Below are 25,606 nucleotides of genomic sequence, written 5' to 3' on the forward strand. Positions count from 1 at the left end.
AAATTTGATCATCGTAGTGTCACGAGGGCGCAAGACTGAGCCGGCAGAATTGCAGATAGAACCAAAAAAATACAGGGTACGGGGTAAGCGTGACCAGAAAATATAAGGTGCTGTTTCTCTGTCGCGAGAATTCGGCACGCAGCATCATCGCCGAAGCTTTATTGAGGGAACTGGCGGGACACCGGTTCGACGCTTTCAGCGCGGGACCGGAGCCGGCCGCCCGGGTTCATCCATTCGCGGTCGCGCAATTGCGGCCAGGCATCTCGGATCTCGGCGTGCTCAGCCCGAAAAGCTGGCTGGAATTCACCGGGGAATGGGCGCCGCGCATGGACCTCGTCATCGCGCTGGACGACTCCGTCGACGCACGCCATGCGCCCGCGTTTCCGGGTGCACCACCGTCGTGCATCTGGAATTTCGCCGATCCGCTCGCCGTGGAAATCTCCGAGTCCGAACGCGTGCGCCTGTTCGACAAGGTGTTCTGGCAAATCGTGCGGCAGGTCAGTGGGTTTATCGAACTGCCGGAATACACAACGCCGCCATCGGCCACGGTCAACGCGGCATCGATTTGCGCGCCCATCGTTTCGGCGCACGGCGCCACCACTTGCGACGCGTAATCGCTATCCGGTGCCGCTGCGGATACGGCTGCGCCCAAAGCAAAACGTCACGCAAGGTCACCGCACGGATTGCGCGGAAGTCGGCGGGTCGCCAACTGCTGCATGTGGTTAGCGCGCGAAGCCAGGTCTTTCATGGCGTTATGCCGCTCAATCATTAGCATGAGCCCCCACGGTGCGGTGATTCAGCGGTGGTTCAGCGATTGTTCGAGCGCGCGAGCGGACTGCCTGCGAACGGGTCGTTTTGCCAGTCCACACGTTTTTTCGGCTGCGGCGCGGGCGCCGGCGCCGGCGCGGCCGACAACTCGAAGTGATCGATAGACTGCCCCGCGCTGATGGCCTGTTTCAGCCACTGGGGCATCTCGCCCTGGCCGTCCCAGCTATCTCCGGTCGCGCTACGGTAGCGTTCGCCCTTTTTCGCTGCCGGCTCGGACGCCAGTACTGCAGCAAGGTCTTCTGGTTTGATACCAAACTCTTCCATGCGGTGGCGGAGATACGCAATCATGCTATCTCGCTTCCTTTCGTCCATAAGATATTCGTCCTTCTAAAGCGTCCAGCGTTCTGTCAATTACAGATTGCAAGGGGAAACCGCGACAGCATCGAGCCCATATAGATGGGGACGGCCCGCGGTGTGGTTATCGATTGAAGGAAATCCAAAGGCAGCGTCTGAAAAAACGTCGTTCCCTATATCGCGGCGCAGCATATGGCCGAACCCGCCGCCTATCAAACCAGGTTATCAGTCAATGGATATTCGAGCAGCTCCGCTGCGCGGCAGATAAGGCTGGATAAGCCTCATGCCCACAAGGGAGGAAACGTTATTGACGATGCATTGATTGCGGATGACCGGTTTCATCTCCACGCTCCGTCTCTCGCCGGTGCCTCGCGCGGGGCCGATTATTTACGTTATGCCAGCATCATAACGCACTGTGTGGCCAAAGCACGTGCAGGGTCGATTGATTTTGTTTCAAAAGCACGCTTTTGAACTTGCCCGCCGCGTTGGACCACGCCGGGTGTTCCGCGATTGAATTCCTGAGTGGCCGAGCTATAAAGAAACAGCGGAGCCAAAATCCGCACTTCCAGCCTGCGACGACTGATTCCGGCCAGTGGCGGGAACGCGTCCGACCTCGGTTGCAGGTCTGGCAAGGTGTTACCCGTTTAGTTCGATGACTCGCCGCAGCAGTTCGCATCGACATCGACTCGTCCGCCAGCCCTATCGGGCCGCCGGGCGTCTTTTCACGGACCGATTGTCTGGAGGACGAGAACTGCTGCGCCGGATTCAAGGAGTCTGGACATGAAACTACGATTATTGATGGCGGCGGCCAGCGCCGTGCTCGTTCTCGCGCCGCGAACGGCGAGCGCGCAGGAGATGCAAAGCCCGCAGGCGGCCGGACTGTCGAGCAGCGCAATGATGCAACGGAACGCGAACGAATCGGCGCAGGCCACGACCGATATTTCGTTCGGCGAACCGGCAGGGGGCATGGATGCCGGCGCCCAACCGGTGCAGAACGTGTCCTATGGAGGCGTGGCAGCGGGGCAGTCGGAGGCGGGAGGCCGGCAAAGCCAACGATGCGCTTCTTCCGGGCCGCAATGCAGTGTCTATTTTGGTCAATGACAGATTCGTCTTTGAGTTCATCTTTGGGAATGCGGTGTGCATTGCAGGCATCGCATTCCCGCCACTTCCTCATCGCTTCCCCGTCGCTTCCCATCACGCTGTGCTTATTGATTAAGCGAGCGACATGCCGTGCAGCGAATGACCGGTGCGTTCGCGTAGACGTCCCATCATCGCGTCGAGATCATGTCCTTGCACCGTGGCGCGTTCGGCGAAACCGCGGAATTCATCCAGCAGTGCGCGCCACGACGCATGCCAGCGCGTTTCCCTGATGCACGTTCCCGCTGAATTGGCGATGCGCAACACGCCGTTGTCCGGATAAAAGGTGACGGTGACCGGCATGCCGTCGATCACGCAAGTGGCGGTGCAGGGGCGAGTGCTAACCATGGGCGATGTCCTCGTTGTGATAAGCGGTTGAAAGCGCGTTAAACGCTGACGTGGCCTTCAGCAAACGCTGTGCCCAAACGTGCTCATTTGAATTCGCCAGAAATCGAAGCGTCATGCTCGCGCGGGTTGCAGGCGCAAGCGCCGCACGAATAACCCCACGCGTGACCGCAATTTTCCGGAGTCGTCAGCGGGCGATTTAATACGATGTTATGGTGTATTCCATTCGGGTTTTCACTCGCTATTTTTCCAGACTGCACTCGCATCGCTGCCGGCAAGCAGGCCAATATGGCCTGCTTTTTTCATCGTGCCTGCGCTTCGCGAATGGATTAGCGCGGTGTGGCCGCTCCAATCCCATCTGTTGTTTAGAGACTCGCTAACAATACTATGTTGATCGAAGATACTCTCCCGTCCAGCAATGCCTCGCTGGACGACGGCGCCCCGTCGTCCCTGCGGTCGTGGCTTGCCGTGCTCGCCGTCGCGGTCGGCGCTTTTGCTTTCGTCACGACGGAATTTCTACCGGTCGGACTGTTGCCGCGGGTCGCCGCGGAACTCGGCGTACTGCCCGGCACGGCCGGCCTGATGGTCACCGTGCCCGGCGTCATCGCAGCCATCTCAGCACCGGGCTTGATGCTGGTGGCGGGGCGTATGGATCGGCGGCGGGTATTTCTTTTACTGACTGCTTTGCTGCTCGCTTCGAATCTGATTTCGGCTTTTGCGCCGAATTTTCTTGTCATGCTGCTCGGGCGCGCGCTGCTCGGCGCTGCATTGGGCGGTTTCTGGACGCTGGCCACGGCGGCGTCGGTGCGGCTCGTGAAGCCGAGAGATTCGGCGCGAGCCATGGCGACGATCCTCACCGGCGTCACCTGCGCAACCGTGATCGGCGTGCCGCTCGGCACGTTCATCGCGAGTTTCGCGTCGTGGCGCGAATCGTTCATGGCAACCGGCGTGCTGGTCGCTATCGCGCTCGTCGCGCAGTTCTTCTTCGTGCCGTCTTTGCCTTCTGAGGCCGCGTTGCGCCTGCGCGACCTGGTGGCGCTACTGCGCCGGCCGCATCCGCGCCGAAGCATGTTGATGGTGGCACTCGTATTCGGTGCGCACTTTTCGTCGTACACGTACATCACGCCTTTCCTGCTGCACAACGCGAATTTGGACATGTCGACGATCACGTGGCTGCTGCTCGGCTTCGGCATGATCGGTTTCTTCTCGAACTTCGCCGTTTCGTCGACGGTGACGCGCAACCTGAAAGTGTCGCTAGCCGTGATGGTTTCGCTGCTGCTGTTCGCGCTGGTATCGCTGCCACTGCTTCAGCATTCGACGATCGGCGTCGTGGCGCTGGTGCTCGCGTGGGGCATTTCGTTCGGCGCGTTGCCGCTGTGCTTCAGCATCTGGATTCAGCGCGCTACGCCCGACTCGCCCGAAGCAGGTTCGGCATTGTTCGTGAGCATCATTCAGGTTGCGATTGCGCTGGGGTCGCTGGTGGGCGGCGTGGTGGTGGACCATGTGGGTATTTCCGCCGACTTCATGCTGGGCAGCGGTCTCGCGTTACTGGGGCTCGCCGCGCTCGCGAGCTTCGGCCGCAGTAAGCAGACTGTCGCGGCTGAGGCGTTGGCTTGCACCGCGTGCACGGACTAATGATCGGCGGCTCGGCACAGTCTCAATGCGTTACGGTGATATTCTTGCGCCGCTTACCCACCCGATCCAGGTCCTGATGCGCTCTACTATCACCAAATGGCTGTTTATTGTTTACCTGCTCGGTAGCGGGACGCTGTATTCCATTGTCATTCTGCTGCTGTTTCCCTTCGTTGGGCGGGCTGGACGATACTGGCTCGCGAAACAGTGGTGCCGTGCGCTGGTTTTCGTCATGCGCTGGCTGCCCGGCGTGTCATGTTCGATCGAGGGGCTCGAACATCTTCCCGACGGCCCCGCGATCATTCTGTGCCGTCATGAATCGACTTGGGAAACGCTCGCGTTTCTCGCGCTGATTCCACGCCGCATCAGTTTCGTGTTCAAGGAAGACCTGCTGCGTATCCCGTTCTTTGGCTGGGTGCTGCGCGGTCTCGACATGGTCAGCCTGAACCGTGGCTCGGCCCGGCAGGCTCACCAGGCTGTAACGAAGGAAAGCGCGGAGAGGCTGGCTAAGGGCGATGTCGTCGTCATTTTCCCGGAAGGGACGCGGGTGCTTCACGATGCCCCGTTGAGAATGACATCGGGCGGCGTTCGACTGGCGTGTGCGACCGGCGTGCCTGCTGTTCCTGTGGTGTTGAACGCGGGTAAGGTCTGGCCGACGAAAGGCTGGCCTGACCGACGCGGGCATATTCGCGTGGTTATCGGGCCAGCGCTCTCGCCGCGGGAGATGACGCAGCAAGAGTTGGGTCATGCCGTTCACGACTGGATGAAAAACGAACTGGAGCGGCTCTGACGATTCTCGGCGCTGACTTTCGGTCGTGATCGTTGGCCTGCAGTTTCGGCCTTGACTCTCAGCCCAGACTCTCAGTCGAGACTCTCAGCCGAGACTCTCAGCCGAGACTCTCAGCCCAGACTCTCAACCCGGCCGCGCCCCAGATCGTCTGGACACTCAGCACCGGACGCGCAAGCCCGCCACGTCCGGCACCAGTGTCGCTGTGAATCGTTACTGCCCGGTCTTGGTCGACTGGGCGCCGTCGTCCGGTGACATGCCGGGCATGGTGGAGGCGCCGGTGTCGGCATGCTTTGTCATGTCGCCGGGAACTCGGTTCCAGGGGCTCGAGATGGGCTCGCTGTGGTAGGTCATGCCTGATGTGGCGGCGCCGTGAGAGCCGCCGCTGCCGTTTCCGCCATTGCCATTGCCTCCAGCCTGCGCAACCATAGCGGCGCACGCACAGAGCGATGCGACACCAACCCGCGCCAGCAGGACTTTGAGCGTTAACTTTTCCATAACATTTCTCCAGCGATTCCGGCGCATGCTTCAGCACGCCCCGAAGCTTCATCTACCGCTAAAGACTGACTGATTGCGCAGCGGCGAAGCGCAAACAGCTGCTCGGGGCTGAATGACGCGGAAGTACGCCGCGTTCAGCCGCAAGCCACTGGTCAACCATGGGTCAGCGCCGGAATTAACAGAGCGGCGCTGGAGCCGGATATCCACCGGCTTGGCTGATATACGCGCGATAGTCGTGGCTGGATTCGAAAATTACTCGCGACGTGATCCGAAAGTGGCCGCCGTTCTGGGCGTTAGATTGAATTGGCGCCGAATTGAGCATATGGTGATTGCTCCCCAGTCCAATCGGAGTTCGTATGCGACGTCTTGCAATGACTGCGGCCGCATTGATGGCCGCTGGTTTCACCCTGTCCGCGACGGCCCAGGTCGTCGTCACCATCGGTCATTCGGCTCCGCTCACGGGCCCGCAAGCGCCGAACGGCAAGGACAACGAGAACGGCGCGCGGCTCGCCATCGACGAACTGAACAAGGCAGGAGTAAGCGTCGCCGGGCAGAAGGTCACCTTCAAGCTGGATTCGCAGGACGACCAGGCCGACCCGAAAATCGGCGTGCAGGTTGCGCAGAAACTGGTAGACAGCGGCGTCGTCGCTGTCGTTGGACCGTACAACTCGGGCGTGGCGATTCCGGCCTCGCGCGTCTACAACGCCGGAAACGTGCCGATACTGCCCGTTGCATCCAACCCGGCGCTGACCAAGCAGGGCTTCAAGAACATCTTCCGTATCGGCGCGAGCGACGAACAACTCGGCGGCACGATGGGGCAATTCGCCGCGAAGACGTTGAAGGCCAAAACGGCCGCCGTGATCGACGACCGCACGGCCTACGGCCAAGGCGTGGCGGAGCAGTTCACGAAGGTTGCCAAGGCGAACGGCATTCAGATCGTGGACCAGGAATTCACCAGTTCGTCGGCCACCGACTTCCTCGGCATTCTGACGAACATCAAGTCCAAAAATCCTGACGTGATCTTCTTTGGCGGATACGCGGCGCAAGGCGCACCGATGGCCAAACAGATGCGCCAGCGCGGGCTCAGGGCGAAGCTGCTGGGCGGCGACGGAATCTGCTCGGCCGACATGGGCAAGGTTGCCGGCGACGCGGCGTCGATCGTCTACTGTGCCCAAGGCGGCATTGCGCTGGAGAAAACACCGGCCGGTCGCGAGTTCCTGCAAAAGTACAAGGCCGCGTACAACATCGATACCCAGGTCTACGCCGTGAGCTACTACGACGGCGTGAAGTTGCTCGCCGACGCCATGGTGAAGGCCGGCACGACCACGGACAAGGCGAAGCTGACCGCGCAACTCGCGAAGGAGAACTATAAGGGCGTAGCGGGCACCTATTCATTCGACGAGTTCGGCGACCTGAAGGGCGCGCCGACCACCGTGTACACGATCAAGAACGGCTTGCCGGTTCCGTACGGTCAGTAACGGCAAGCGACCCAGCCACTTCACGAAGCAAACATGAAAATTTCACGCACGATCCAGACTGTCGAAGTCCACACCGGCGGAGAGGCATTCCGCATTGTCACCAGCGGTTTGCCGCGTCTGCCTGGCGACACGATCGTCAAGCGGCGCGCGTGGCTGAAGGAAAACGCCGACGATATCCGCCGGGCTCTGATGTTCGAGCCGCGTGGGCATGCCGACATGTACGGCGGATATCTGACGGAACCGGTCAGCCCCGGCGCTGATTTCGGCATCATCTTCCTTCATAACGAGGGGTATAGCGACCATTGCGGCCACGGCGTCATCGCGCTGTCGACGGCGGCGGTCGAACTGGGTTGGGTGCAGCGTCAGATACCCGAAACGCGCATCGGCATCGATGCGCCGTGCGGCTTCATCGAAGCCTTTGTGAAGTGGGACGGCGAGCACGCGGGCAACGTTCGCTTCGTCAACGTGCCGTCGTTTATCTGGAAGCAGGACGTGACCGTAGAGACGCCGTCGTTCGGTTCGGTGACCGGCGATATCGCATTCGGCGGCGCGTTCTACTTTTATACCGACGGAGCGCCGCATGGTCTCGAAGTGCGGGAATCGTCGGTGGAAGAACTCGTGCGCTTCGGTGCCGAAGTCAAGGAGGCGGCAAACAGGGCGTTTCCCGTCGTGCACCCGCATATTCCGGAGATCAACCACATCTACGGCACCATCATTGCGAATGCGCCGCGGCACGCGGAGTCGACGCAAGCCAACTGTTGCGTGTTTGCGGACCGCGAGGTGGACCGTTCACCAACCGGTTCCGGGACCGGCGGGCGGGTCGCGCAGCTTTATTTGCGTGGCAAGTTGGGCAAGGACGACACGCTGGTGAACGAGTCGATTATCGGCACGGTATTCAAAGGGCGTGTTCTCAGCGAGACGACCGTGGGTGATTTCAAGGCCGTGATTCCGGAGGTGGAAGGCAATGCTTTTGTCTGCGGCCTGGCAACCTGGCTACTGGATGAGCGTGATCCGCTCACCTATGGGTTCCTTGTTCGATAGGTCAGGCATCGGGTGGCAGCCGGCGGCGGCGACCGCTCAATGGGCTGTTTCGATAACGCTCCAGATTCGTTCGTCGGAATCACCGGCGAATTGTCTGGCGATAATGGCCCGGCATTTGTCGCAGCGGTAGTGCTCGAGAACGAGCGTGCCGTTGCGCTCCGCCACGCCAATCAGGGTGAGGTTTTCCTGCCGTTGAACATCGACGGGCCGGCCGTCGATATCGGAGCATCCATCGCAGACTTTCATGGCGCCTCCTGACGTTCGCATCCATCGTTCAAAAGAAGCCCGCGCGAAGCGGGCGAAGACTGATGCACCCGCTGAGGAGACAACGCGGGCCAAGTCAGTATCCGGCGCGATCGGACGGTTGTGCAAGTGCAAAAAAATAAACTAAAAAGGGGGCGACCACACAGGGTGGACCGTTGCCCGCACGCGATTTCCGCGTGATTCATCTTCCCGCCGGCACCGTCTGGATGGGCCGGCCGGGCACTTGCGCCCCTACGCGCGCCGTTTGCCCGCTCTGCGAAACTGTGCCGCCTGGTTCGCTGCACCGCACACGACTCCCGATCCACTTTTGTTATCACCCGCTCCAATACTCGGATTGTTAGCACATCGCGCCGCTCGTATATTGGCTGGACCAGCAGCACAGACAGCCGGATACAACAACACAAAGGCACGCCGTTCAGGCCTGCCAACAGGAGCACAGCGATGAATCGAATCGATCTGGAGGGGCGCGCAGTCGCCATTACCGGCGGCGCGCGTGGTATCGGCTACGCAGTGGCGCAGCGGGCACTCAACTCGGGCGCGTCGGTCGCGCTATGGGATGTGGACGCCGAACGTCTTGCCCGCAGTCAGCGTGAGCTGAGCGAATTGGGCAAAGTCACCGCGATCTCAGTCGAACTGACACAGGAAGCCGCCGTCGCACAGGCCGTGGAGCAAACCGTTGCCGATCACGGCGCGATCGACGTGTTGATCAATTGCGCCGGCATCACCGGCGGCAATGGCACCACGTGGGAACTGGAGCCCGACATCTGGCGCCGCGTGATCGATGTCAACCTGATCGGCCCATATCTGACCTGCCGCGCGGTCGTGCCGCAAATGCTCAAGCAGGGCTATGGCCGGATCGTCAATATCGCCTCGGTGGCGGGCAAGGAGGGCAACCCTAACGCCTCGCACTACAGCGCCTCCAAGGCCGGACTCATCGGCTTGACCAAATCGCTCGGCAAAGAACTCGCGACGAAGAACATTCTCGTCAATGCGGTCACGCCCGCCGCGGCTAAAACCGAGATCTTCGATTCGATGTCGCAGCAACACATCGACTACATGCTTTCGAAGATTCCCATGAACCGCTTCCTGTTGCCCGAAGAGGCGGCGTCGTTGATTCTGTGGCTCTCGTCCGAGGACTGCGCGTTCAGTACCGCTTCGGTATTCGACCTGTCCGGCGGCCGCGCAACCTACTGAGCCGGCGCGGCGGCGCCCCCGCGTTATCCAGGTAGCGCTACACAAGAAAAGAAAACGCAGAGCCGCCACCCGCGCGTGCTCTGCGAAGGAGACGACATGGACACGCATGCGCCCGTTTCACTCGAGGCGATCAACGGCAAGGTAATGCGCCGGCTACTGCCGTTTCTACTGCTCATGTATGTGCTGGCGTTCCTCGATCGCGCCAACATTGGTTTCGCGCAAAAGGCTTTGCAGCACGACACAGGTTTGTCGAATGCGGCGTTTGCCTTCGGTGCGGGCGTGTTTTTTGTCGGCTATGCATTGTTCGAAGTACCGAGCAATCTGCTGTTGCATCGGGTCGGCGCGCGCGCCTGGATGTGCCGGATCATGGTGACATGGGGGCTGGTGTCGGCCGCGATGAGCCTCGCGCATACGCCCACGGCGTTCTACATGCTACGGTTTCTGCTCGGCGTCGCCGAGGCGGGTTTCTTTCCGGGCGTGATCTATTACCTCACCCACTGGTTTCCGCAGTCGTCCCGGGCGCGTGCGGTGGGCGTGTTTTATTTCGGCGCGCCGCTGGCGTTTATTTTCGGCAGCCCGTTGTCGGGGTCGCTGCTCGAATTGCATGGCGCGCTGGGTCTTGCCGGCTGGCAATGGCTCTTTCTGGTGGAGGGCGTGCTGGCTTCGCTGGTGGGCGTGTGGGCGTTCTGGTATCTCGACAATCGCCCCGAAGACGCGCGTTGGCTCGAACCGCAGGAGCGCGCCACCTTGCGTAGCGCACTCGAAGACGATGCGCGCGCTGCGTCCGCGCACGGCCCGCATAACATTCTGGCCGCCCTGGTGGATAGGCGTGTGTTGCTGCTGTCGGCGATCTATCTGCTGATCCAGATGAGTGTGTACGGCGTGATTTTCTATCTGCCCCAACAGGTGGCGGCTTTCCTTGGTACGACGGTCGGCTTGCGTGTGGGTCTCGTCGCCGCGCTGCCATGGCTGTGTGCGCTGGCTGTGACGTGGTACGTGCCGCGCCGCGCGGATCGCACCGGTGGGCATCGGCGTTGGGCTGTGGCGTTGCTGATCGTCGCCGGGCTCGGCATTGGTGTGTCCGGACTCGCGAGCAGTCCTTCCATCGGCTTACTCGCGCTGTGTTGTGCCGCGAGCGGTTTCATTGCCGCGCAGCCGCTTTTCTGGACGTTTCCCACGCGTCACCTCACAGGCGCGGCCGCGGCGGGCGGTATCGCGTTGATCAATTCGCTCGGCGGGCTCGGCGGTTTCATTGCGCCGAGCTTGCGCACCGCGGCGGAACATGCCTTTTCGTCGAAGTCGGCGGGATTGGTCGTGCTGGGCATGTCGAGTCTGCTTGCCGCGCTTTTGATCGGCACGCTATTGCGCCGCGACGCCGCCCATCCGGGCGCAACTTTCAAAACCTTACTGCATCGCGCCCGCTAGGCGCTCGCTCGACGCACTCATAACGGAGCCTCCATACATGGCCATGCCTACCATTCGGCACGTGCGTGCCTTCATCGTCCGCGGCGGCGGTGCGGATTATCACGACCAACCCGGCGGACACTGGATCGACGATCACATCTCCACGCCGATGGCGCGTTATCCGGAGTATCGCCAGAGCCGCCAGTCATTCGGTATCAATGTGCTGGGCACGCTCGTGGTGGAGATCGAAGCGAGCGACGGCACCGTGGGTTTTGCGGTGACGACGGGTGGCGAGATCGGCGCGTTCATCGTCGAGAAACATCTCGCGCGTTTTCTCGAAGGGCAACTCGTTACCGACATCGAGAAAATGTGGGATCAGATGTACTTCTCGACTCTGTATTACGGTCGCAAAGGGGTCGTGCTGAATACGATCTCGGGTGTTGATCTCGCGTTGTGGGATCTGCTCGCGAAAGTGCGCAAGGAGCCGGTGTACCAGCTATTGGGCGGTCCGGTACGCGACGAGCTGGTGTTCTATGCGACCGGCGCGCGGCCCGATCTGGCGAAGGAGATGGGATTCATCGGCGGCAAGCTGCCGTTGCAGCACGGTCCCGCCGAAGGCGAAGCGGGCCTCAAGAAGAATCTGGAAAAGCTCGCTGACATGCGCAGCCGGGTGGGCGACGACTTCTGGCTGATGTACGACTGCTGGATGAGCCTCGATGTGCCGTATGCCACGCGGCTCGCGCAAGCGGCGCACGAGTATGGCCTGAAATGGATCGAAGAGTGCCTGCCGCCCGACGACTACTGGGGTTACGCCGAACTGCGCCGCAACGTGCCACGCGGCATGATGGTGTCGACCGGCGAACACGAAGCAACGCGCTGGGGCTTTCGCATGTTGCTGGAGATGCAATGCTGCGATCTGATTCAACCGGATGTCGGCTGGTGCGGCGGCATTACCGAGTTGATCAAGATCTCCGCGCTAGCGGATGCCCACAATGTGATGGTCGTGCCGCACGGTTCGTCGGTGTATAGCTATCACTTCGTGGTCACGCGGCACAACTCGCCGTTTGCCGAGTTTCTGATGATGGCGCCCAAAGCCGACGAAGTCGTGCCGATGTTCACGCCACTGTTGCTCGATGAACCCGTGCCCGTGAACGGGCGCATGAAGGTACCGGACGCGCCGGGCTTCGGCGTGAGGCTGAATCCGGAATGCGCGTTGGTGCGGCCTTATGCGCGTTGAGTTCGCGTTCAGTTCGCGATGAGTGCGTGTTGATTACTTGTTGTCGGGTCGAGCCGCGCCGTGCGCGTCACCCGTCGCAAATTCGAACCCTGAAAGGAGAATGACGTGCTGCTCAAGGACAAGGTCGTGATCGTCACCGGCGGCTCGCGCGGCATCGGCCGCGCGATAGCCGTTGCGTGCGCAACCGAAGGCGCGGACGTAGCGATCAACTACTGGGGCGACAACGACGCATCGTATGGACGCCGTTCCGCCGTTGCGGAAGTGGTCGGTGAAATCGAGGCGCTGGGGCGGCGCGTGATTGCGATCGAAGGTAACGTCGCCGCGCGCGAAACCGGTCAGCAACTGGTGCGCCACACGGTCGAGGCGTTCGGCAAAGTCGACGTGCTGGCCAGCAACGCGGGCATCTGTCCGTTTCATGCTTTTCTCGACATGCCGCCGGAAGTACTTGAATCGACGGTGGCGGTCAATCTGAACGGCGCGTTCTATGTGACGCAAGCCGCCGCGCAACAGATGAAAGCGCAGGGCACGGGCGGCGCGATCGTGGCGACGAGTTCGATCAGCGCGCTGGTGGGCGGCGGCATGCAGACGCATTACACGCCGACCAAAGCGGGCGTGCATTCGTTGATGCAATCCTGTGCGGTCGCATTGGGACCCTACGGCATTCGCTGCAACTCGGTGATGCCCGGCACCATCGCCACCGATCTGAACGCTGAAGACCTCGCCGACGAAGCCAAAAAAGCCTACTTCGAAAAACGCATCCCGCTCGGCAGACTGGGCCGCCCGGAAGATGTCGCCGATTGCGTGACGTTCCTCGCCTCCGACCGCGCGCGCTATGTGACGGGCGCTGCGCTGCTGGTGGACGGCGGCCTCTTCGTCAACCTGCAATAACGCGCGATGCCGATTTCAGTTCACCGGAGCCGAAGCCGCGACCAGGGAGTCAGATGCGGCCGCGGCGGTGTCGTCGCGTTTGAGTTTGTGCGAGAAACCGCGCAACAGGTCGATGAAGCGCAGCGCCGGTTCTGCGAGCGGTTCTTCCTTGCGCGTGAGAATGCCGAAGCCCGAAAGACTCTTGCCGATTTCGAGCGGCAACGCAACCAGCAGTTTGCCGCGCAAATGATCGCGCACGACCGACTCGGGCAGCATGGCCACCGCATCGTAATTCTCGAGCAATTGCAGCGTAGCGAAGATCGACGCGCATTCGGTCAGATTCACCGGCGTGGCCAGTCCCGCGCGCGCCAGTTCCTCTTCGAACAGCACGCGCGCCGGACTGGTGACGGGCTGCGCCACCCACGGCCAGTCGATCAGCTCACGCAAGCTGACGCGCGCGCGCTGCGCGAGCGGATGCACCGCACGCACCACGAGCAGCAGCGTTTCGCGCGCGAGCGGCTCGAAACTGAAATCGTTGTGTTGCAGCGGGCTGGTCAGGCGCCCGAGCGCCAGATCGACTTCGCGGCGATGCAGCAATTGCACGACCTGGTCACTGGTCTCGCCGAGAATGCGCACGTTCAGCAGTGGGCTTTCAGTTTTCAGCGCGGCGACCGCCATGGCCAGCAGATCGGGCGCGGCGCCCATGATCGCGCCGACCGTCAGTTGGCCGTGACCGCCGCGGCGTTTAACGTCGAGGTCTTCGGCGAAACGGGTCAGTTCGGCCAGTGCGCGCCGCGCATAGGCCAGCGTGACGACGCCAAGCGGCGTGGGCGTCATGCCGCGCGCGTTGCGCTCGAACAGCAGAAAGCCGAATGCTTCTTCGATATCGCCGAGCATGCGGCTCGCGCTCGGCTGGGCCACGTTAACGGCCTCTGCGGCCTGATGGAGATTGCGCGCGTCGTCGAGCGCGACGAGCAGCGCGAGGTGCTTGAATTTGAGCCGATTGACGAGTGCGACAGTTGCTGAGTGTTGGCTCATGGGTCGGGTGCGATTCGGTTTGTGGATCGCCCAATCCCAACAACGGATTGAGATGCTATCGACGCAGGAATTATAGTCGCATCAGGCGCTTCTCCGAGAAAGCGCTCCGATACGACGGGAGACAGGCCGCAATGGAAACAATCGCTTTCCGGATGGTGCTCAACCCCGGCATGCGCGAGGAATACGAACGACGTCACGCGCAAATCTGGCCCGAACTGGTTGATGCATTGCACAATGCCGGTGTTCGCGATTACCGGATTTTCTTCGACCCGGACTCGCACCATCTCTTCGCCGTGCTGACGCGAAACAACCATCACACCATGGACGAACTGCCGCAACTCGAGGTCATGCGCAAATGGTGGGATTACATGGCTGACATCATGCACACGGCGCCGGATCACACGCCGCTTCAGCAGCCGCTCGAACCGGTCTTTCACCTGAACTCGCTGAGCTGAGCCGACTTGATCTGATTGCCGCTCAGCAGACTTACATGATCTGACTCGAAACGATCTTCACCGGACGGAGGATGTCGCATGCAGGTGGTCGATTCGCATATCCATTTGTGGGATCTGAAAACGCATCGCTATCCGTGGCTGGAAAACCCGGGCGTGTCGTTCGTGGGCGATGCGCGGGACTTGAAGCACGACTACCTGCTGGACGATCTGCTGGGCGAGGCGGGCGATATCGAGGTACTGAAACTGGTGCACGTGGAAGCGAATCACGATCCCGCCGATCCGGTCGAAGAAACGCGCTGGCTGCAATCCATTGCGGATCGCAAGGAATCGCGCGGCATGCCGAACGCGATCGTCGCCGCGGTGGATCTGTCCGCGCCGAATGCGCCGGCCGTGCTCGAAGCGCATGCGTCGTTCGCGAATACGCGTGGCATCCGGCAGATTCTGAACGTGCACGAGAACAAGCTGTTCGATTACGTCGGCCGTCATTTCATGCGCGAGCCGCAATGGCGCGAACACTTCGCGTTGCTGCGCCGTTACGACATGTCGTTCGATCTGCAACTGTATCCGTCACAGATGGAAGAAGCGGCGGCGTTGGCGCGCTCGCATGGCGACACGCAGTTCGTGATCAACCACGCGGGCATGTTCGTGGACCGTAATAGCGTGGCGGGCTATCGCGCCTGGCGCGACGGCATGCGCCTGCTCGCCGGTTGCCGCAATGTCGCGGTGAAGATCAGCGGACTCGCGATGTTCGATCACCAGTGGAGTGTTGAAAGCCTGCGGCCGTATGTGCTCGAAACGATCGATACGTTCGGCGTCGAGCGCGCGATGTTCGCCTCGAATTTTCCCGTCGACCGGCTGTTCGGCTCTTACGCGGATTTGTGGCATGCGTATGCATCGATCGTGGATGGCGCGAGCGTCGCCGAGAAAGAGGCGCTGTTTTGCCGTAATGCGGAACGTTGCTACCGCATCTGAAGGGCATTGGAACGCGAAAAAGAAGGAGACACGCTGTGCAGCAAGCCACATCCTCAGTGCCGCGGCTCGAATTGCGGCACGCGAGTAAATCATTCGGCCGGGTTCGCGCGCTTTCCGACGGCGATCTCGCGCTATGGCCGGGAGAGGTGCATGCGTTGCTCGGCGAGAACGGCGCGGGCAAATCGACGCTCGTGAAGATTCTCGCGGGCGTGCATCAGCCGGATACCGGCGAGTTGCTGGTGGACGGCGTGGCGCGCCGCTTCGCGACACCCGCTGAAGCGCGCGACGCCGGGCTCGCGGTCATCTATCAGGAACCGACGCTGTTCTTCGATCTGTCGATCGCGGAGAACATCTTCATGGGGCGGCAGCCGGTGGACCGGATCGGCCGCATTCAATACGACGCGATGCGCCGCGAGGTGGATGGCTTGCTGGCGTCGCTCGGTGTCGATCTGCGCGCCGATCAGCTGGTGCGCGGTTTGTCGATTGCCGATCAGCAGGTGATCGAAATTGCCAAGGCGTTGTCGCTGAACGCCAACGTGCTCATCATGGACGAACCGACCGCCGCGTTGTCGCTGCCCGAAGTGGAGCGGCTCTTTGCGATCGTGCGCAAGCTGCGCGAGCGTGACGTGGCGATTCTGTTCATCACGCACCGGCTCGACGAAGTATTCGCGCTGACACAGCGCGTCACGATCATGCGCGACGGCGCGAAAGTTTTCGACGGTCTGACCGCCGATCTCACCACTGAGTCGATCGTGGCCAAAATGGTCGGGCGCGATCTGGAAACCTTCTATCCGAAAGCCGACCGGCCGCCTGGGGAAGTGCGCCTGTCGGTACGCGGCCTCACGCGCGTGGGCGTCTTCAAGGACATTTCCTTCGACGTGCGCGCGGGCGAGATCGTGGCGCTGGCCGGGCTGGTCGGCGCGGGGCGCAGCGAAGTCGCGCGCGCGATCTTCGGCATCGATCCGCTCGACTCGGGCGAAATCTGGATTGCCGGCAAGCGTCTGACGGCAGGCCGGCCCGCCGCCGCGGTGCGCGCCGGACTTGCGCTCGTGCCGGAGGACCGCCGGCAACAAGGACTCGCGCTGGAATTGAGCATTGCGCGCAATGCCTCGATGACCGTGCTCGGGAGGCTCGTCAAACACGGCCTCATCTCGACGCGCAGCGAGACGCAACTTGCCAACCAATGGGGCACGCGTTTGCGTCTCAAGGCGGGCGACGCGAACGCGCCGGTCGGCACGTTGTCGGGCGGCAATCAGCAGAAAGTCGTGCTCGGCAAATGGCTGGCAACCGGGCCGAAAGTGTTGATCATCGACGAACCCACGCGCGGTATCGACGTCGGCGCGAAGGCCGAGGTGTATAGCGCGCTCGCCGAACTGGTGCGCGACGGCATGGCGGTGCTGATGATCTCGAGCGAATTGCCCGAAGTACTCGGCATGGCCGACCGCGTGCTGGTGATGCACGAGGGACGTATCAGCGCAGATATAGCGCGTGCCGACGCCGACGAGGAACGCATCATGGGCGCCGCACTTGGTCAACCCGTCGGCCATCCAGTCCAACCGATTCCACCGCTGGGACACGCCGCATGATGCGCCATTCTTCCACCCATCCCGCGCCGGTCCATCCGCCGGTCGCGAAGCGCGCGGCGGGCTCGCGGGGCGGCTTTGCCGCAAGCATCGCGAAGAGCCGCGAAACAACGCTGTTCGTCGTGCTGATTCTGCTGATTGTGGGCACCGGGCTCGCGAAACCGCAGTTCCTGAACCTGCAGAACCTGCGCGACGTGCTGCTGAACGTGTCGATCATCAGCTTGCTGACGGCCGGCATGACGGTGGTGATCCTGATGCGGCATATCGATCTGTCGGTCGGCTCGACGGTCGGCATCAGCGCGTATGCGGTCGGCAGCCTGTATGTCGCGTTTCCGCAGATGCCGGTGATCGTCGCGTTGGCCGCGGGGCTTGCCATCGGTCTCGTGGCGGGCGGCATCAATGCGCTGCTCGTCGCGGTGGGACGCGTGCCGTCGCTGGTGGCGACGCTATCCACGCTGTACATTTTTCGCGGTGCGGACTATGCGTGGGTGCATGGCGGGCAGATCAACGCCACCAGCCTGCCCGATGCTTTCTCTCGTCTCGCGACTGGAACGTTGCTCGGCATTCCGACGCTCGCGCTGATCGCGATCGTCGTGCTGGCCGGTCTCGCCGTGTATCTGAAGCAGTTTCGCGGTGGCCGCGAACACTACGCGATCGGCTCGAATCCGGAGGCGGCGCGTCTCGCCGGTGTGAACGTGGAGCGTCGCGTGATGGCGGGATTTCTGCTCTCTGGCGCGATTGCCGGTTTTGCGGGCGCGTTGTGGCTGGCGCGCTTCGGCACCGTGGATGCCAGCACCGCGAAGGGCATCGAATTGCAAGTGGTGGCCGCCGCTGTGGTGGGTAGTGTCGCAATCACTGGCGGCGTCGGCACGATTCTCGGCGCCACGTTGGGCGCGCTCGTGCTCGGCGTGATCAGCATCGCGCTGGTCGTGCTGCACGTGTCGCCATTCTGGGAGCAGGCCATCGAGGGCGCGCTGATCGTCGCCGCGATTACCGCCGATACCTTGCTGGCCCGCTCCGTCGCCAAACGCATGATGAGGAAACGCGATCATGGCTAAACCCGATTCCGCGCTGCTCACGCGCAAACGCGAAACGCCGCTGCAATGGGAAGTGCTGCTGGTGATCGTGCTGATTCTCTCGCTCGCGCTAGGGCGGTTGCTGTCGCCGGTGTTTCTCACCGGCGCGAATCTGAGCAACGTGCTGGCGGATCTGACCGAAATTGCGTTGATGGCGCTGCCGATGACGCTGATCATCGTCGCCGCCGAAATCGATCTGTCGGTGGCCTCGGTGCTCGGCGCGTCCAGCGCGTTGATGGGCGTGCTATGGCACATGGGCTTGCCGATGCCGGTCGTGATCGTGCTGGTGCTGATCGCGGGAGCGTTGGCCGGTCTGCTCAACGGCCTCGTGATCGTCAAGCTCAATCTGCCTTCGCTCGCGGTCACGATCGGCACGTTGGCGCTGTTTCGCGGCCTCGCCTATGTGCTGCTCGGCGACCAGGCGGTGGCGGATTTTCCCGCGGCTTACACGGCGTTCGGCATGGACACGGTTGGTTCGAGTTTCATACCGCTGCCGTTTGTGATCGTGATTGTCGGCGCGGTGGTGTTCACCGTGCTGCTGCAGTCCACGGCGTTCGGCCGCAGTCTCTATGCGATCGGCGCGAATCCGACCGCCGCGGCGTTCTCCGGTATCGAAGTGGCAAAGATCCGCTTGCGTCTGTTCGTGCTGTCCGGCGTCATGAGCGCGCTGGCGGGCGTGGTCTATACGCTGCGCTTCACGAGCGCGCGGGGCGACAACGGTGAAGGTTTCGAGTTGTCGGTGATCGCGGCGGTGCTGTTCGGCGGTGTGAGCATTTTCGGCGGACGCGGGTCGATGATCGGCGTGCTGCTGTCGCTGCTGATTATCGGCGTGCTGAAAAACGCGCTGACGCTCGACGACGTATCCAGCGAAACGTTGACCATCGTGACCGGCGTGCTGCTGCTAGCCTCGGTGCTGATACCGAATCTGGTGGCGCGCTGGCGCGCGGCGCGCGACCGGCGTTTCATCGCGAAGTCCGCATCTTCAGTCTAAGTTTTTAGCCGTGCCTGCATCTGCGAAGAGAAAGTCTAACAACCGATAACCCGGACAACGTCACGTCCAACAACAAGGCAGGAGACACTTCATGTTCAAACCTCTACGTCACACCGGCACCGCGGCGCTCTGCGTTGCGTTGATCGCGATCAGTTGCGCCGCGTCCGCCGCGGGCCTGAAAAGCGGTCTGAAAATCGCATTCGTGCCGAAGCAGATCAACAACCCCTACGAAGTGATCGCCGACGACGGCGGCATGACCGCGATCAAGGAGTTCGGCGGCGTGGGCAAAGCGGTGGGGCCGTCGGATGCGGGCGCGTCGTCGCAGGTGCAGTACATCAATACGCTGATTACGCAGCGCCAGGACGCGATCGTGATCGCAGCGAACGACGCCAATGCGGTGGTGCCGTATCTGAAGAAAGCGATGTCGCAAGGCATCAAGGTCGTGACCTTCGACTCGGACACGGCGCCCGAGGGCCGGCAACTGTTCGTCAACCAGGCGAACGCGGAAGGCATCGGCCGTGGCCAGGTTCAACTGGTGGCCAAGCTGATGGGCGGCGAGGGCGAGTTCGCCGTGCTGTCGGCCACGCCCAATGCGACCAATCAGAACACGTGGATCAAGTGGATGCAGGAAGAACTGAAAAAGCCCGAGTATTCGAAGATCAAGCTCGTGAAGATCGCCTACGGTAACGACGACGATCAGAAGTCATTTACCGAAACGCAAGGTCTGCTGCAGGCATACCCGAATCTGAAGGCGATCGTCGCGCCGACCACGGTCGGTATTGCCGCAGCCGCGCGTTATATCTCCACTTCGTCGAGTAAGGGCAAGGTGGCGGTGACCGGTCTCGGTACGCCGAACCAGATGCGTGCGTTCGTGAAGAACGGCACCGTGAAGGCGTTCCAGTTGTGGGATCCGGGTCAACTCGGCTACCTGGCTGCTTATGCCGCGGCGGCGCTGTCTTCGGGCACGATCAGCGGTAAGGAAGGCGAGTCGTTCGACGCCGGCAAGCTCGGCAAACGGACCATCGGGCCGCAAGGCGAAATCATTCTCGGACCGCCCACTACGTTCGACTCGAGCAATATCGACAACTTTAACTTCTGAGTGGGCAAGCATCGCCGCGTGGTTTCTCGCGGCGATGCTTTTCACGAGACAAGAAACACGAGGCGCGCCGGCAAACAACAGCCCGCGCGCTTTTTTCTTCCGGAAGCCTGAAGCGCTTAAGCGCAACTGCTTCAGAAGCGATGCTGAATACCCGCCGTCACGCCAGTTTGCGTATCCGCCACACCGATCAAATCGCGTGACAGACTGACAGCATTGTCATGCCTGGCCATCGCATAACCGCCCGCCATATACAGCACCGTGCGCTTGGACAGCGCGTACTGCGCGCGCAGCGAGAACAGCGTCGGATCGGCGTCGCTCGCGTCCTTGATGTCCTGATGGTAGACCGCCGCGAACAGCGAGAAGAACGGCGTCACCTCATATTGACCGCCGAGCCAGTACATGTCGCTGCGCAAAGTGGGCGCGGCGGTGTGGAACGTGCGCTGGTAGTTCCGATAACCGGCCATTGCCTTCACGGGGCCGAAGTCGTAGCTCAGGCCTGCGTGAATGCCCTGGATATAGTTGGTGGTATCGGCGGGCGTGACGCTGTCGTTCGCGCCGTTCTGCCGGTCGAAGGTCACGACCGCGGCGAACGGACCGGTCTCGTAGCCAAGAGCGAAGTCGTACTTCGAACTCGACTTCATGCTGCCCGGCACATTGCCGAAACCATACATCGCGCCGAACTTGAAGCCGGAGAAGGTGCCGTCATAACGCACCGCGTTGGACGAGCGCGAGAACAGACCGTCCTTGCGGCCGCCCGTCGCCGTGGATGACGTCGCCCACGAGTAGTTCGGCGCATACCCCATTGGGTCGAACTGCAGCATGTAGTCGTACGTGGTCGTGAAATTGCGGCCGAGCGTGATTTGCCCGAAGCGGTTTTTCAGGCCGATGGTTGCACGGCGGTCGAAGATTGCGCCGGAGCTGTCGTCGAACTGGCCGTTGGCGATGTTGATGCCGCTTTCCAGCTGGAACACCGCCTTCAGGCCGCCACCGAGATCCTCTACGCCGCGCAAACCCCAGCGCGAAGTGTTCTTGCCGCCGGACACGAGGCGCGTGGCGCCACCGTCTTTGCTGGCATGGTTCACGTACTCGACACCCGCGTCGACGATGCCGTACAGGGTCACGCTCGATTGCGCGTGCGCGCCGGCTGCAAAACCGGCGAGTCCGGCGCAAGTGACGCCGACGGTCGCCTTCTTCATACTCCACTTCATCAACAGTCTCCTGTGGTTGGTTTTTTACTTCGATTGGGCAGCGCCGAAGGAGAGGTCCTTCGGGGTCTGCATGCCGCGCTTCAGCTCGCCTGAGCGAAGGCCCAGCAGTCGTTGGCGGGGAATTCGATCCAGTGGCGGCCGGCCGCGCGCGGCACGTGGCCAAAGGCGCGCAAGCGCAGGTCGCCGCAATGGAACAGGTATTCCCAGCGGTCGCCGAGATACATCGACGTAACGAGGTCGGCTTCGAGCCGGTTCGCGCCGGGTCCGTCGGCGACCTGCACGCGTTCGAGGCGGATCACGGCCTGCGCGTGCTGTCCGGCCGTGAGTGCTTCGCGTGCTTGCGCCTGCAGTTGCCAGCCGTCGCCGGCAAGCGTCACGCGTTCGCCGTCGACCGCCGCCACGCGTGCCTCGATGCGGTTGTTGCTGCCCATGAACTCGGCGGTGTAGAGCGAGCGGGGCGCGCCGTACAGTTCGGCGGGCGTGCCTTCCTGTTCGATGCGGCCGTTGCGTAGCAACAGAATGCGGTCGGACATCGCCATCGCTTCGGTCTGGTCGTGCGTCACGCACAACGCAGAGAGGCCCAGTGACACGATCAGCTCGCGCAGCCAGGCGCGGGCTTCTTCGCGCAGCTTGGCGTCCAGATTCGAGAGCGGTTCGTCGAGCAGAATCACCGGCGGGTTGTAGACCAGTGCTCGCGCAATCGCGACACGCTGTTGCTGGCCGCCGGATAGCTGATACGGATAACGCGCGGCGAGGTGGCCGAGGCCGAGTTGGTCGAGTGCGGCCTGCACGCGTTTTTTCTGCTCGGCGGGCAAGACGCGCCGCAGTTTCAATCCATAGCCGACGTTATCGGCCACGGTGCGATGCGGCCACAGCGCATACGACTGGAACACGAGTCCCAGCGAGCGCTGCTCGACCGGCAGATCGACATGCGCCGCGCCGTCGAAAAACGCCTGACCGTCCAGTTCGATGCGGCCCGACGACGGCTGTTCGAGTCCGGCCACCGCGCGCAACAGCGTGGTCTTGCCGCTGCCCGACGCGCCCAGCAGGCAGACCACTTCGCCGGGGTTCAGTTCGAACGACACGCCTTTGAGAATCGGGTTGTCGCCATAGCTCAGAAAGAGGTTGTCGACTGAGAGCTTATCCATGCAATTTCACTCCGAAGCGCAGCGCGACACCGAGTCCGGCGCCGACCATCGCGATGTTGATGACAGAAAGCGCCGCGACCTGATCGACCGACCCGGTGGCCCACAGCGACACGAGCAGCGCGCCGATCACTTCCGTGCCGGGCGAGAGCAGATAGACAGCGGTCGAATATTCGCGCTCGAAGATCATGAAAATCAGCAGCCACGCGGCGAGCAGGCCGAAGCGCACGAGTGGCAGCGTCACATCGAGACTGACGCGCGCACGCGTGGCGCCGACGCTGCGTCCCGCTTCCTCCAGCTCAGGCCCGACTTGCAGCAGCGCGCTCTGAATCAGACGCATGCCGTAGGCGAGCCACACGACGGTGTACGCGATCCAGATGCTCCACATCGAGTTCTTCAGTTCCTTGAGGCCGGGCACGAAAAGAAACACCCACAGGAACGCGAGACCGGCGAGCAGGCCCGGCACCGCACGCGGCAGCAGCACGAGGTAATCGAGCAGGCGCGTGGCCCAGTCGTTGCGGCGATGACCGGCGAACGCCACCAGCGAATAGAAGCCGACCGCCAGCGCGCCGCCGAACACGCCGATGCCGAGCGTGTTGAGAATCGCGCGGACCAGGTTGTTCTGCTCGAACAGTTCCGTGAAGTTGGCAAGCGTGAGCGCATCCGCGAGATGCACGCCATGTCCCCAGTGCGTGACGAACGCACGTAACGTAATGCCGGAGATCGGCACGAACACCGTCAAGAATAGCCACAGCGCGACGATGCCGAGCGCGACCCAGCGCCACACGCCGAGCGGCAGCACGGTCTGCCGTCCCGCCTTGCCCTTGACCGTCACGAAGCGGTTCGCGCTCCTTAGCAGCCGGCGTTGCAGCAGCACGAGCGGGAACGTGATCGCGACGATGCACATCGCGACCGCGGCCATCAGGTGATACGAGGGCACGCCCAGCTTGTTGGTGAGCTTGTAGAGATAGGTGGCCAGCACGAGGTGCCCTTCGGGATCGCCGAGTACGAGCGGCAAGCCGAATACTTCGAAGCCGAGGAAGAACACCAGCACGCCGGCGAACAGCAGCGCGGGCAGGGTCATCGGCAGGCTCACGTCGAGCGCGACGCGAAACGGCCGCGCACCGGCCACACGGGCCGCTTCTTCGACATCCGAGCCGAGATTGCGCAGCGCCGCCGACGAATACAGGTACACGTGCGGCACATGCGTGAGGCCGACGATTACCGTGATGGCGAAAACCGAATAGATGGTCCACGGCGCTTGCGCGGTGCCGAACAGTTCCGTCCACCAGACCGAGTAAAAACCGACCGGGCCGGCGGCGACCACGTAGCCGAAGGCGAGCACCATCGGCGAGACGAACACGGGCGTGAGCAGCAACGGTTCGAGCCAGCGGCGGCCGGGCAGGTCGGTGCGCACCATCAGGAACGCGAGAACGCCGCCGAGTGGAATCGAGATGAACAGCATCCCGGCCGCGATGACAAAGGAGTTTTTCAGCGCGGACCAGAAGTCCGGGTCGCTAAAAATGAATTCGAAGCCGGCGAGGCCGAGCGTGCGCTTTGCGTCGAAGAATGGCGCGCTCAGCACGCTTTGCAGCAGGATGAAGCCGAGTGGCAGCGCCACCGCCACGGTCAGCACCGCGATGACGAGCCAGCGCAGCAGTCCCATGAACGGCTGCAGTCCGCCGCTCGGCAGCGCGCCGATGGAGCCGCCGTCTGCCGCGTGCGGTGGTGCCGCGCGGTGTCCGGTTGCGCTAGTGGAAAGCATGAGTGTCCCCCTGCGGCGCAAAGCCGCATATCGACAGGTATGGAAGGAAGGGCGGCCGCGCGTGTCAGCGCGCGCGCCGCTGTGTCAAACGCGAAGGGCTAGCGCTTGATCGACTGTTGCCATTGCTTGAAGAATTCGAGGCGCTTCGACTGGTCGAGGTAGACCAGCAAGCCCGAGCCGATCGGGATCGGTTTGAGCGAGTCGCCGAGCTGCTTCGTGAGGCCGGCCATCGACGTTTCACCCTGCACGTCTGCGCGAATCGAGAACAGGCCCGCCTGATTCGCCAGCAAGGTCTGGCCGCGTTCCGAGAGCAGATAGTCGACCCACAGCTTCGCGGCGTTCGGGCTGTGTGCTTTCTTCGAGATCGTCACGAGCCGGCTGACAACTAGCGTGTAGTCCTTCGGATAGACGTAGCCGATCGACGGATCTTTCTTTGCTTTGGTCTGCGCGTACGAGCCGAGAATGTTGTAGCCGATCAGGTTCTCGCCCGAGGAAATGCGCTCCATCATCGCGCCGGTGCTCGATTGCAGCTTCGGCCCGGTGGCGCCGATGGCTTTCATCAGATTCCACGTGACCTGCGGATTGACGCGCACGTCCTGGGTCAGATAGTTGAAGCCGACGCCGGACTTTTCGATGTCGTAAGTGGTGACGCGGCCCTTGAACTGATCGGGCCTGGCTTGCAGCAGTTTGATCAGATCGGCGCGCGTTTGCGGCACGTCGCCGGGCGGCAGCAGGCGTTTGTTGTAGACGATCGCGAGCGGCTCGTAGGTGGTGCCGTAAGCCTGCTTCTGGTACTGCGCCCATTGCGGCAACTGATTCGTTTCGGGCGACTCGTAGGTGGCCATCAAGCCGTCGTTGACGAGCTTGACCTGCAGATCCATGGCTGAACTCCACAGCACGTCGGCGCTGATGCTGCTCGCTGCGTTCTCGCTGATATAGCGGTTGTATAGCTCGGTGCTGCTCATGTCGTTGTAGTCGACCTTGACGCCATACATGCTTTCAAAGTCCTTGATGAGCGGACGCACCAGCGCGGTGTCCGTGACCGAGTAGACGATCAGCTTGCCTTCCTTTTTTGCGCCGTCGATAGTGGCCTGGTAATCGCCTGGATAGCCGGCCGGAATGGCTGCCCATGCGGAATTGACGGTGAATGCGACAGCTGCTGCGAGTACTTTCAAAGCGTTTTGCACGTCTTCCTCCAGATAACTTCGTGTTGGTTTTGTGTAGGCGAATGGTAAGAGGTCGATGCTTTCTGAACGCTTTCAATTTTC

General features: G+C 62.1%; 26 protein-coding genes. 17 read left to right on the forward strand and 9 right to left on the reverse strand.

Annotated features, from left to right (window positions below; translation table 11 throughout):
* The first annotated feature begins 89 nt into the window (after window positions 1–89).
* A complete protein-coding gene (locus tag P0D71_RS01520) occupies window positions 90–614 on the forward strand; it encodes an arsenate reductase ArsC (RefSeq protein ID WP_408478981.1) in 525 nt (174 codons plus the stop codon).
* A gap of 193 nt (window positions 615–807) precedes the next feature.
* Here P0D71_RS01520 and P0D71_RS01525 read toward each other — a convergent pair whose 3' ends face one another.
* Window positions 808–1,140: an H-NS histone family protein gene (locus tag P0D71_RS01525; protein ID WP_091807673.1), complete on the reverse strand. Its 333-nt coding sequence runs from the start codon at window positions 1,138–1,140 to the stop codon at window positions 808–810.
* Between the two features lie 174 nt (window positions 1,141–1,314).
* Between P0D71_RS01525 and P0D71_RS01530 the strand changes: the two genes are divergently transcribed.
* Entirely contained in the window at window positions 1,315–1,593 is a 279-nt protein-coding gene (locus P0D71_RS01530; protein WP_408182519.1) for a hypothetical protein, read from the forward strand.
* 309 nt (window positions 1,594–1,902) lie between these two features.
* Complete coding sequence (locus tag P0D71_RS01535; RefSeq protein WP_408478983.1) at window positions 1,903–2,223, forward strand: hypothetical protein; 321 nt, start codon at window positions 1,903–1,905, stop codon at window positions 2,221–2,223.
* 111 nt (window positions 2,224–2,334) lie between these two features.
* Here the strand turns inward: P0D71_RS01535 and P0D71_RS01540 are convergent, their stop codons facing one another.
* A complete protein-coding gene (locus P0D71_RS01540) occupies window positions 2,335–2,607 on the reverse strand; it encodes a hypothetical protein (protein WP_408295448.1) in 273 nt (90 codons plus the stop codon).
* 384 nt (window positions 2,608–2,991) lie between these two features.
* Between P0D71_RS01540 and P0D71_RS01545 the strand changes: the two genes are divergently transcribed.
* Both P0D71_RS01545 and P0D71_RS01550 read left to right on the forward strand, forming a co-directional pair.
* A complete protein-coding gene (locus P0D71_RS01545) occupies window positions 2,992–4,239 on the forward strand; it encodes an MFS transporter (RefSeq protein ID WP_408478985.1) in 1,248 nt (415 codons plus the stop codon).
* A gap of 76 nt (window positions 4,240–4,315) precedes the next feature.
* Entirely contained in the window at window positions 4,316–5,026 is a 711-nt protein-coding gene (locus tag P0D71_RS01550) for a lysophospholipid acyltransferase family protein (protein ID WP_408479146.1), read from the forward strand.
* A 210-nt stretch (window positions 5,027–5,236) separates the two neighbouring features.
* Here the strand turns inward: P0D71_RS01550 and P0D71_RS01555 are convergent, their stop codons facing one another.
* Window positions 5,237–5,521: a hypothetical protein gene (locus tag P0D71_RS01555; RefSeq protein WP_091807682.1), complete on the reverse strand. Its 285-nt coding sequence runs from the start codon at window positions 5,519–5,521 to the stop codon at window positions 5,237–5,239.
* A 356-nt stretch (window positions 5,522–5,877) separates the two neighbouring features.
* Between P0D71_RS01555 and P0D71_RS01560 the strand changes: the two genes are divergently transcribed.
* A complete protein-coding gene (locus P0D71_RS01560; protein WP_091807684.1) occupies window positions 5,878–6,999 on the forward strand; it encodes a branched-chain amino acid ABC transporter substrate-binding protein in 1,122 nt (373 codons plus the stop codon).
* Between the two features lie 33 nt (window positions 7,000–7,032).
* Window positions 7,033–8,040 carry a trans-3-hydroxy-L-proline dehydratase gene (lhpH, locus tag P0D71_RS01565; RefSeq protein WP_408352941.1) on the forward strand — a complete coding sequence of 336 codons (1,008 nt, stop codon included), beginning with the start codon at window positions 7,033–7,035 and terminating at the stop codon, window positions 8,038–8,040.
* A gap of 36 nt (window positions 8,041–8,076) precedes the next feature.
* On the opposite strand, the gene P0D71_RS01570 is transcribed toward lhpH, so the two are convergent.
* A complete protein-coding gene (locus P0D71_RS01570) occupies window positions 8,077–8,286 on the reverse strand; it encodes a hypothetical protein (RefSeq protein ID WP_408478987.1) in 210 nt (69 codons plus the stop codon).
* A 459-nt stretch (window positions 8,287–8,745) separates the two neighbouring features.
* Between P0D71_RS01570 and P0D71_RS01575 the strand changes: the two genes are divergently transcribed.
* The 4 genes from P0D71_RS01575 to lra1 all read left to right on the forward strand — a co-directional run bounded on the left by P0D71_RS01575 (window position 8,746) and on the right by lra1 (window position 13,027).
* Window positions 8,746–9,498 carry an SDR family NAD(P)-dependent oxidoreductase gene (locus P0D71_RS01575; RefSeq protein ID WP_408478989.1) on the forward strand — a complete coding sequence of 251 codons (753 nt, stop codon included), beginning with the start codon at window positions 8,746–8,748 and terminating at the stop codon, window positions 9,496–9,498.
* Window positions 9,499–9,594: 96 nt separating this feature from the next.
* Entirely contained in the window at window positions 9,595–10,923 is a 1,329-nt protein-coding gene (locus tag P0D71_RS01580) for an MFS transporter (RefSeq protein ID WP_408478991.1), read from the forward strand.
* Window positions 10,924–10,960: 37 nt separating this feature from the next.
* Window positions 10,961–12,139 carry an L-rhamnonate dehydratase gene (gene rhmD / locus P0D71_RS01585; protein WP_091807696.1) on the forward strand — a complete coding sequence of 393 codons (1,179 nt, stop codon included), beginning with the start codon at window positions 10,961–10,963 and terminating at the stop codon, window positions 12,137–12,139.
* Window positions 12,140–12,244: 105 nt separating this feature from the next.
* Window positions 12,245–13,027, forward strand: a complete 783-nt coding sequence (gene lra1, locus P0D71_RS01590; RefSeq protein WP_007177649.1) for an L-rhamnose 1-dehydrogenase Lra1 — start codon at window positions 12,245–12,247, stop codon at window positions 13,025–13,027.
* Window positions 13,028–13,042: 15 nt separating this feature from the next.
* Here the strand turns inward: lra1 and P0D71_RS01595 are convergent, their stop codons facing one another.
* Window positions 13,043–14,044: a LysR family transcriptional regulator gene (locus P0D71_RS01595; RefSeq protein ID WP_091807698.1), complete on the reverse strand. Its 1,002-nt coding sequence runs from the start codon at window positions 14,042–14,044 to the stop codon at window positions 13,043–13,045.
* Between the two features lie 131 nt (window positions 14,045–14,175).
* On the opposite strand from P0D71_RS01595, the gene rhaM reads away from it, so the two are divergent.
* The 6 genes from rhaM (at window position 14,176) to rhaS (ending at window position 20,220) form a co-directional block, all read left to right on the forward strand.
* Complete coding sequence (gene rhaM, locus P0D71_RS01600; protein WP_091807700.1) at window positions 14,176–14,499, forward strand: L-rhamnose mutarotase; 324 nt, start codon at window positions 14,176–14,178, stop codon at window positions 14,497–14,499.
* Window positions 14,500–14,577: 78 nt separating this feature from the next.
* Window positions 14,578–15,471, forward strand: a complete 894-nt coding sequence (locus tag P0D71_RS01605; protein WP_408184140.1) for an amidohydrolase family protein — start codon at window positions 14,578–14,580, stop codon at window positions 15,469–15,471.
* 35 nt (window positions 15,472–15,506) lie between these two features.
* Window positions 15,507–17,057 (forward strand): sugar ABC transporter ATP-binding protein, encoded by a 1,551-nt coding sequence (locus tag P0D71_RS01610; RefSeq protein ID WP_408478993.1) that lies wholly within the window; start codon window positions 15,507–15,509, stop codon window positions 17,055–17,057.
* Window positions 17,054–18,112, forward strand: coding sequence for an ABC transporter permease (locus P0D71_RS01615; protein WP_408478995.1), 1,059 nt, complete (start codon window positions 17,054–17,056; stop codon window positions 18,110–18,112). The genes P0D71_RS01610 and P0D71_RS01615 overlap by 4 nt, the downstream gene beginning before the upstream one ends.
* Window positions 18,105–19,121 carry an ABC transporter permease gene (locus tag P0D71_RS01620; RefSeq protein ID WP_408478997.1) on the forward strand — a complete coding sequence of 339 codons (1,017 nt, stop codon included), beginning with the start codon at window positions 18,105–18,107 and terminating at the stop codon, window positions 19,119–19,121. Before P0D71_RS01615 ends, P0D71_RS01620 begins: the two co-directional genes overlap by 8 nt.
* Before the next feature lie 91 nt (window positions 19,122–19,212).
* Window positions 19,213–20,220, forward strand: coding sequence for a rhamnose ABC transporter substrate-binding protein (gene rhaS / locus P0D71_RS01625; protein ID WP_091807711.1), 1,008 nt, complete (start codon window positions 19,213–19,215; stop codon window positions 20,218–20,220).
* Between the two features lie 131 nt (window positions 20,221–20,351).
* Here the strand turns inward: rhaS and P0D71_RS01630 are convergent, their stop codons facing one another.
* From P0D71_RS01630 to P0D71_RS01645, 4 genes are all read right to left on the reverse strand, one after another.
* Entirely contained in the window at window positions 20,352–21,428 is a 1,077-nt protein-coding gene (locus P0D71_RS01630; protein ID WP_408478999.1) for a porin, read from the reverse strand.
* Window positions 21,429–21,508: 80 nt separating this feature from the next.
* A complete protein-coding gene (locus tag P0D71_RS01635; RefSeq protein WP_408479001.1) occupies window positions 21,509–22,576 on the reverse strand; it encodes an ABC transporter ATP-binding protein in 1,068 nt (355 codons plus the stop codon).
* The gene (locus tag P0D71_RS01640) at window positions 22,569–24,338 is read right to left on the reverse strand and encodes an ABC transporter permease (protein WP_408184135.1); all 1,770 of its coding nucleotides are present in this window, start codon (window positions 24,336–24,338) and stop codon (window positions 22,569–22,571) included. The genes P0D71_RS01635 and P0D71_RS01640 overlap by 8 nt, the downstream gene beginning before the upstream one ends.
* A 98-nt stretch (window positions 24,339–24,436) precedes the next feature.
* Window positions 24,437–25,525, reverse strand: coding sequence for an ABC transporter substrate-binding protein (locus P0D71_RS01645; protein ID WP_408295409.1), 1,089 nt, complete (start codon window positions 25,523–25,525; stop codon window positions 24,437–24,439).
* Window positions 25,526–25,606: the final 81 nt, after the last annotated feature.

The sequence above is a fragment of the Paraburkholderia sp. RL17-383-BIF-A genome, assembly GCF_046028015.1.
Classification (GTDB): domain Bacteria; phylum Pseudomonadota; class Gammaproteobacteria; order Burkholderiales; family Burkholderiaceae; genus Paraburkholderia.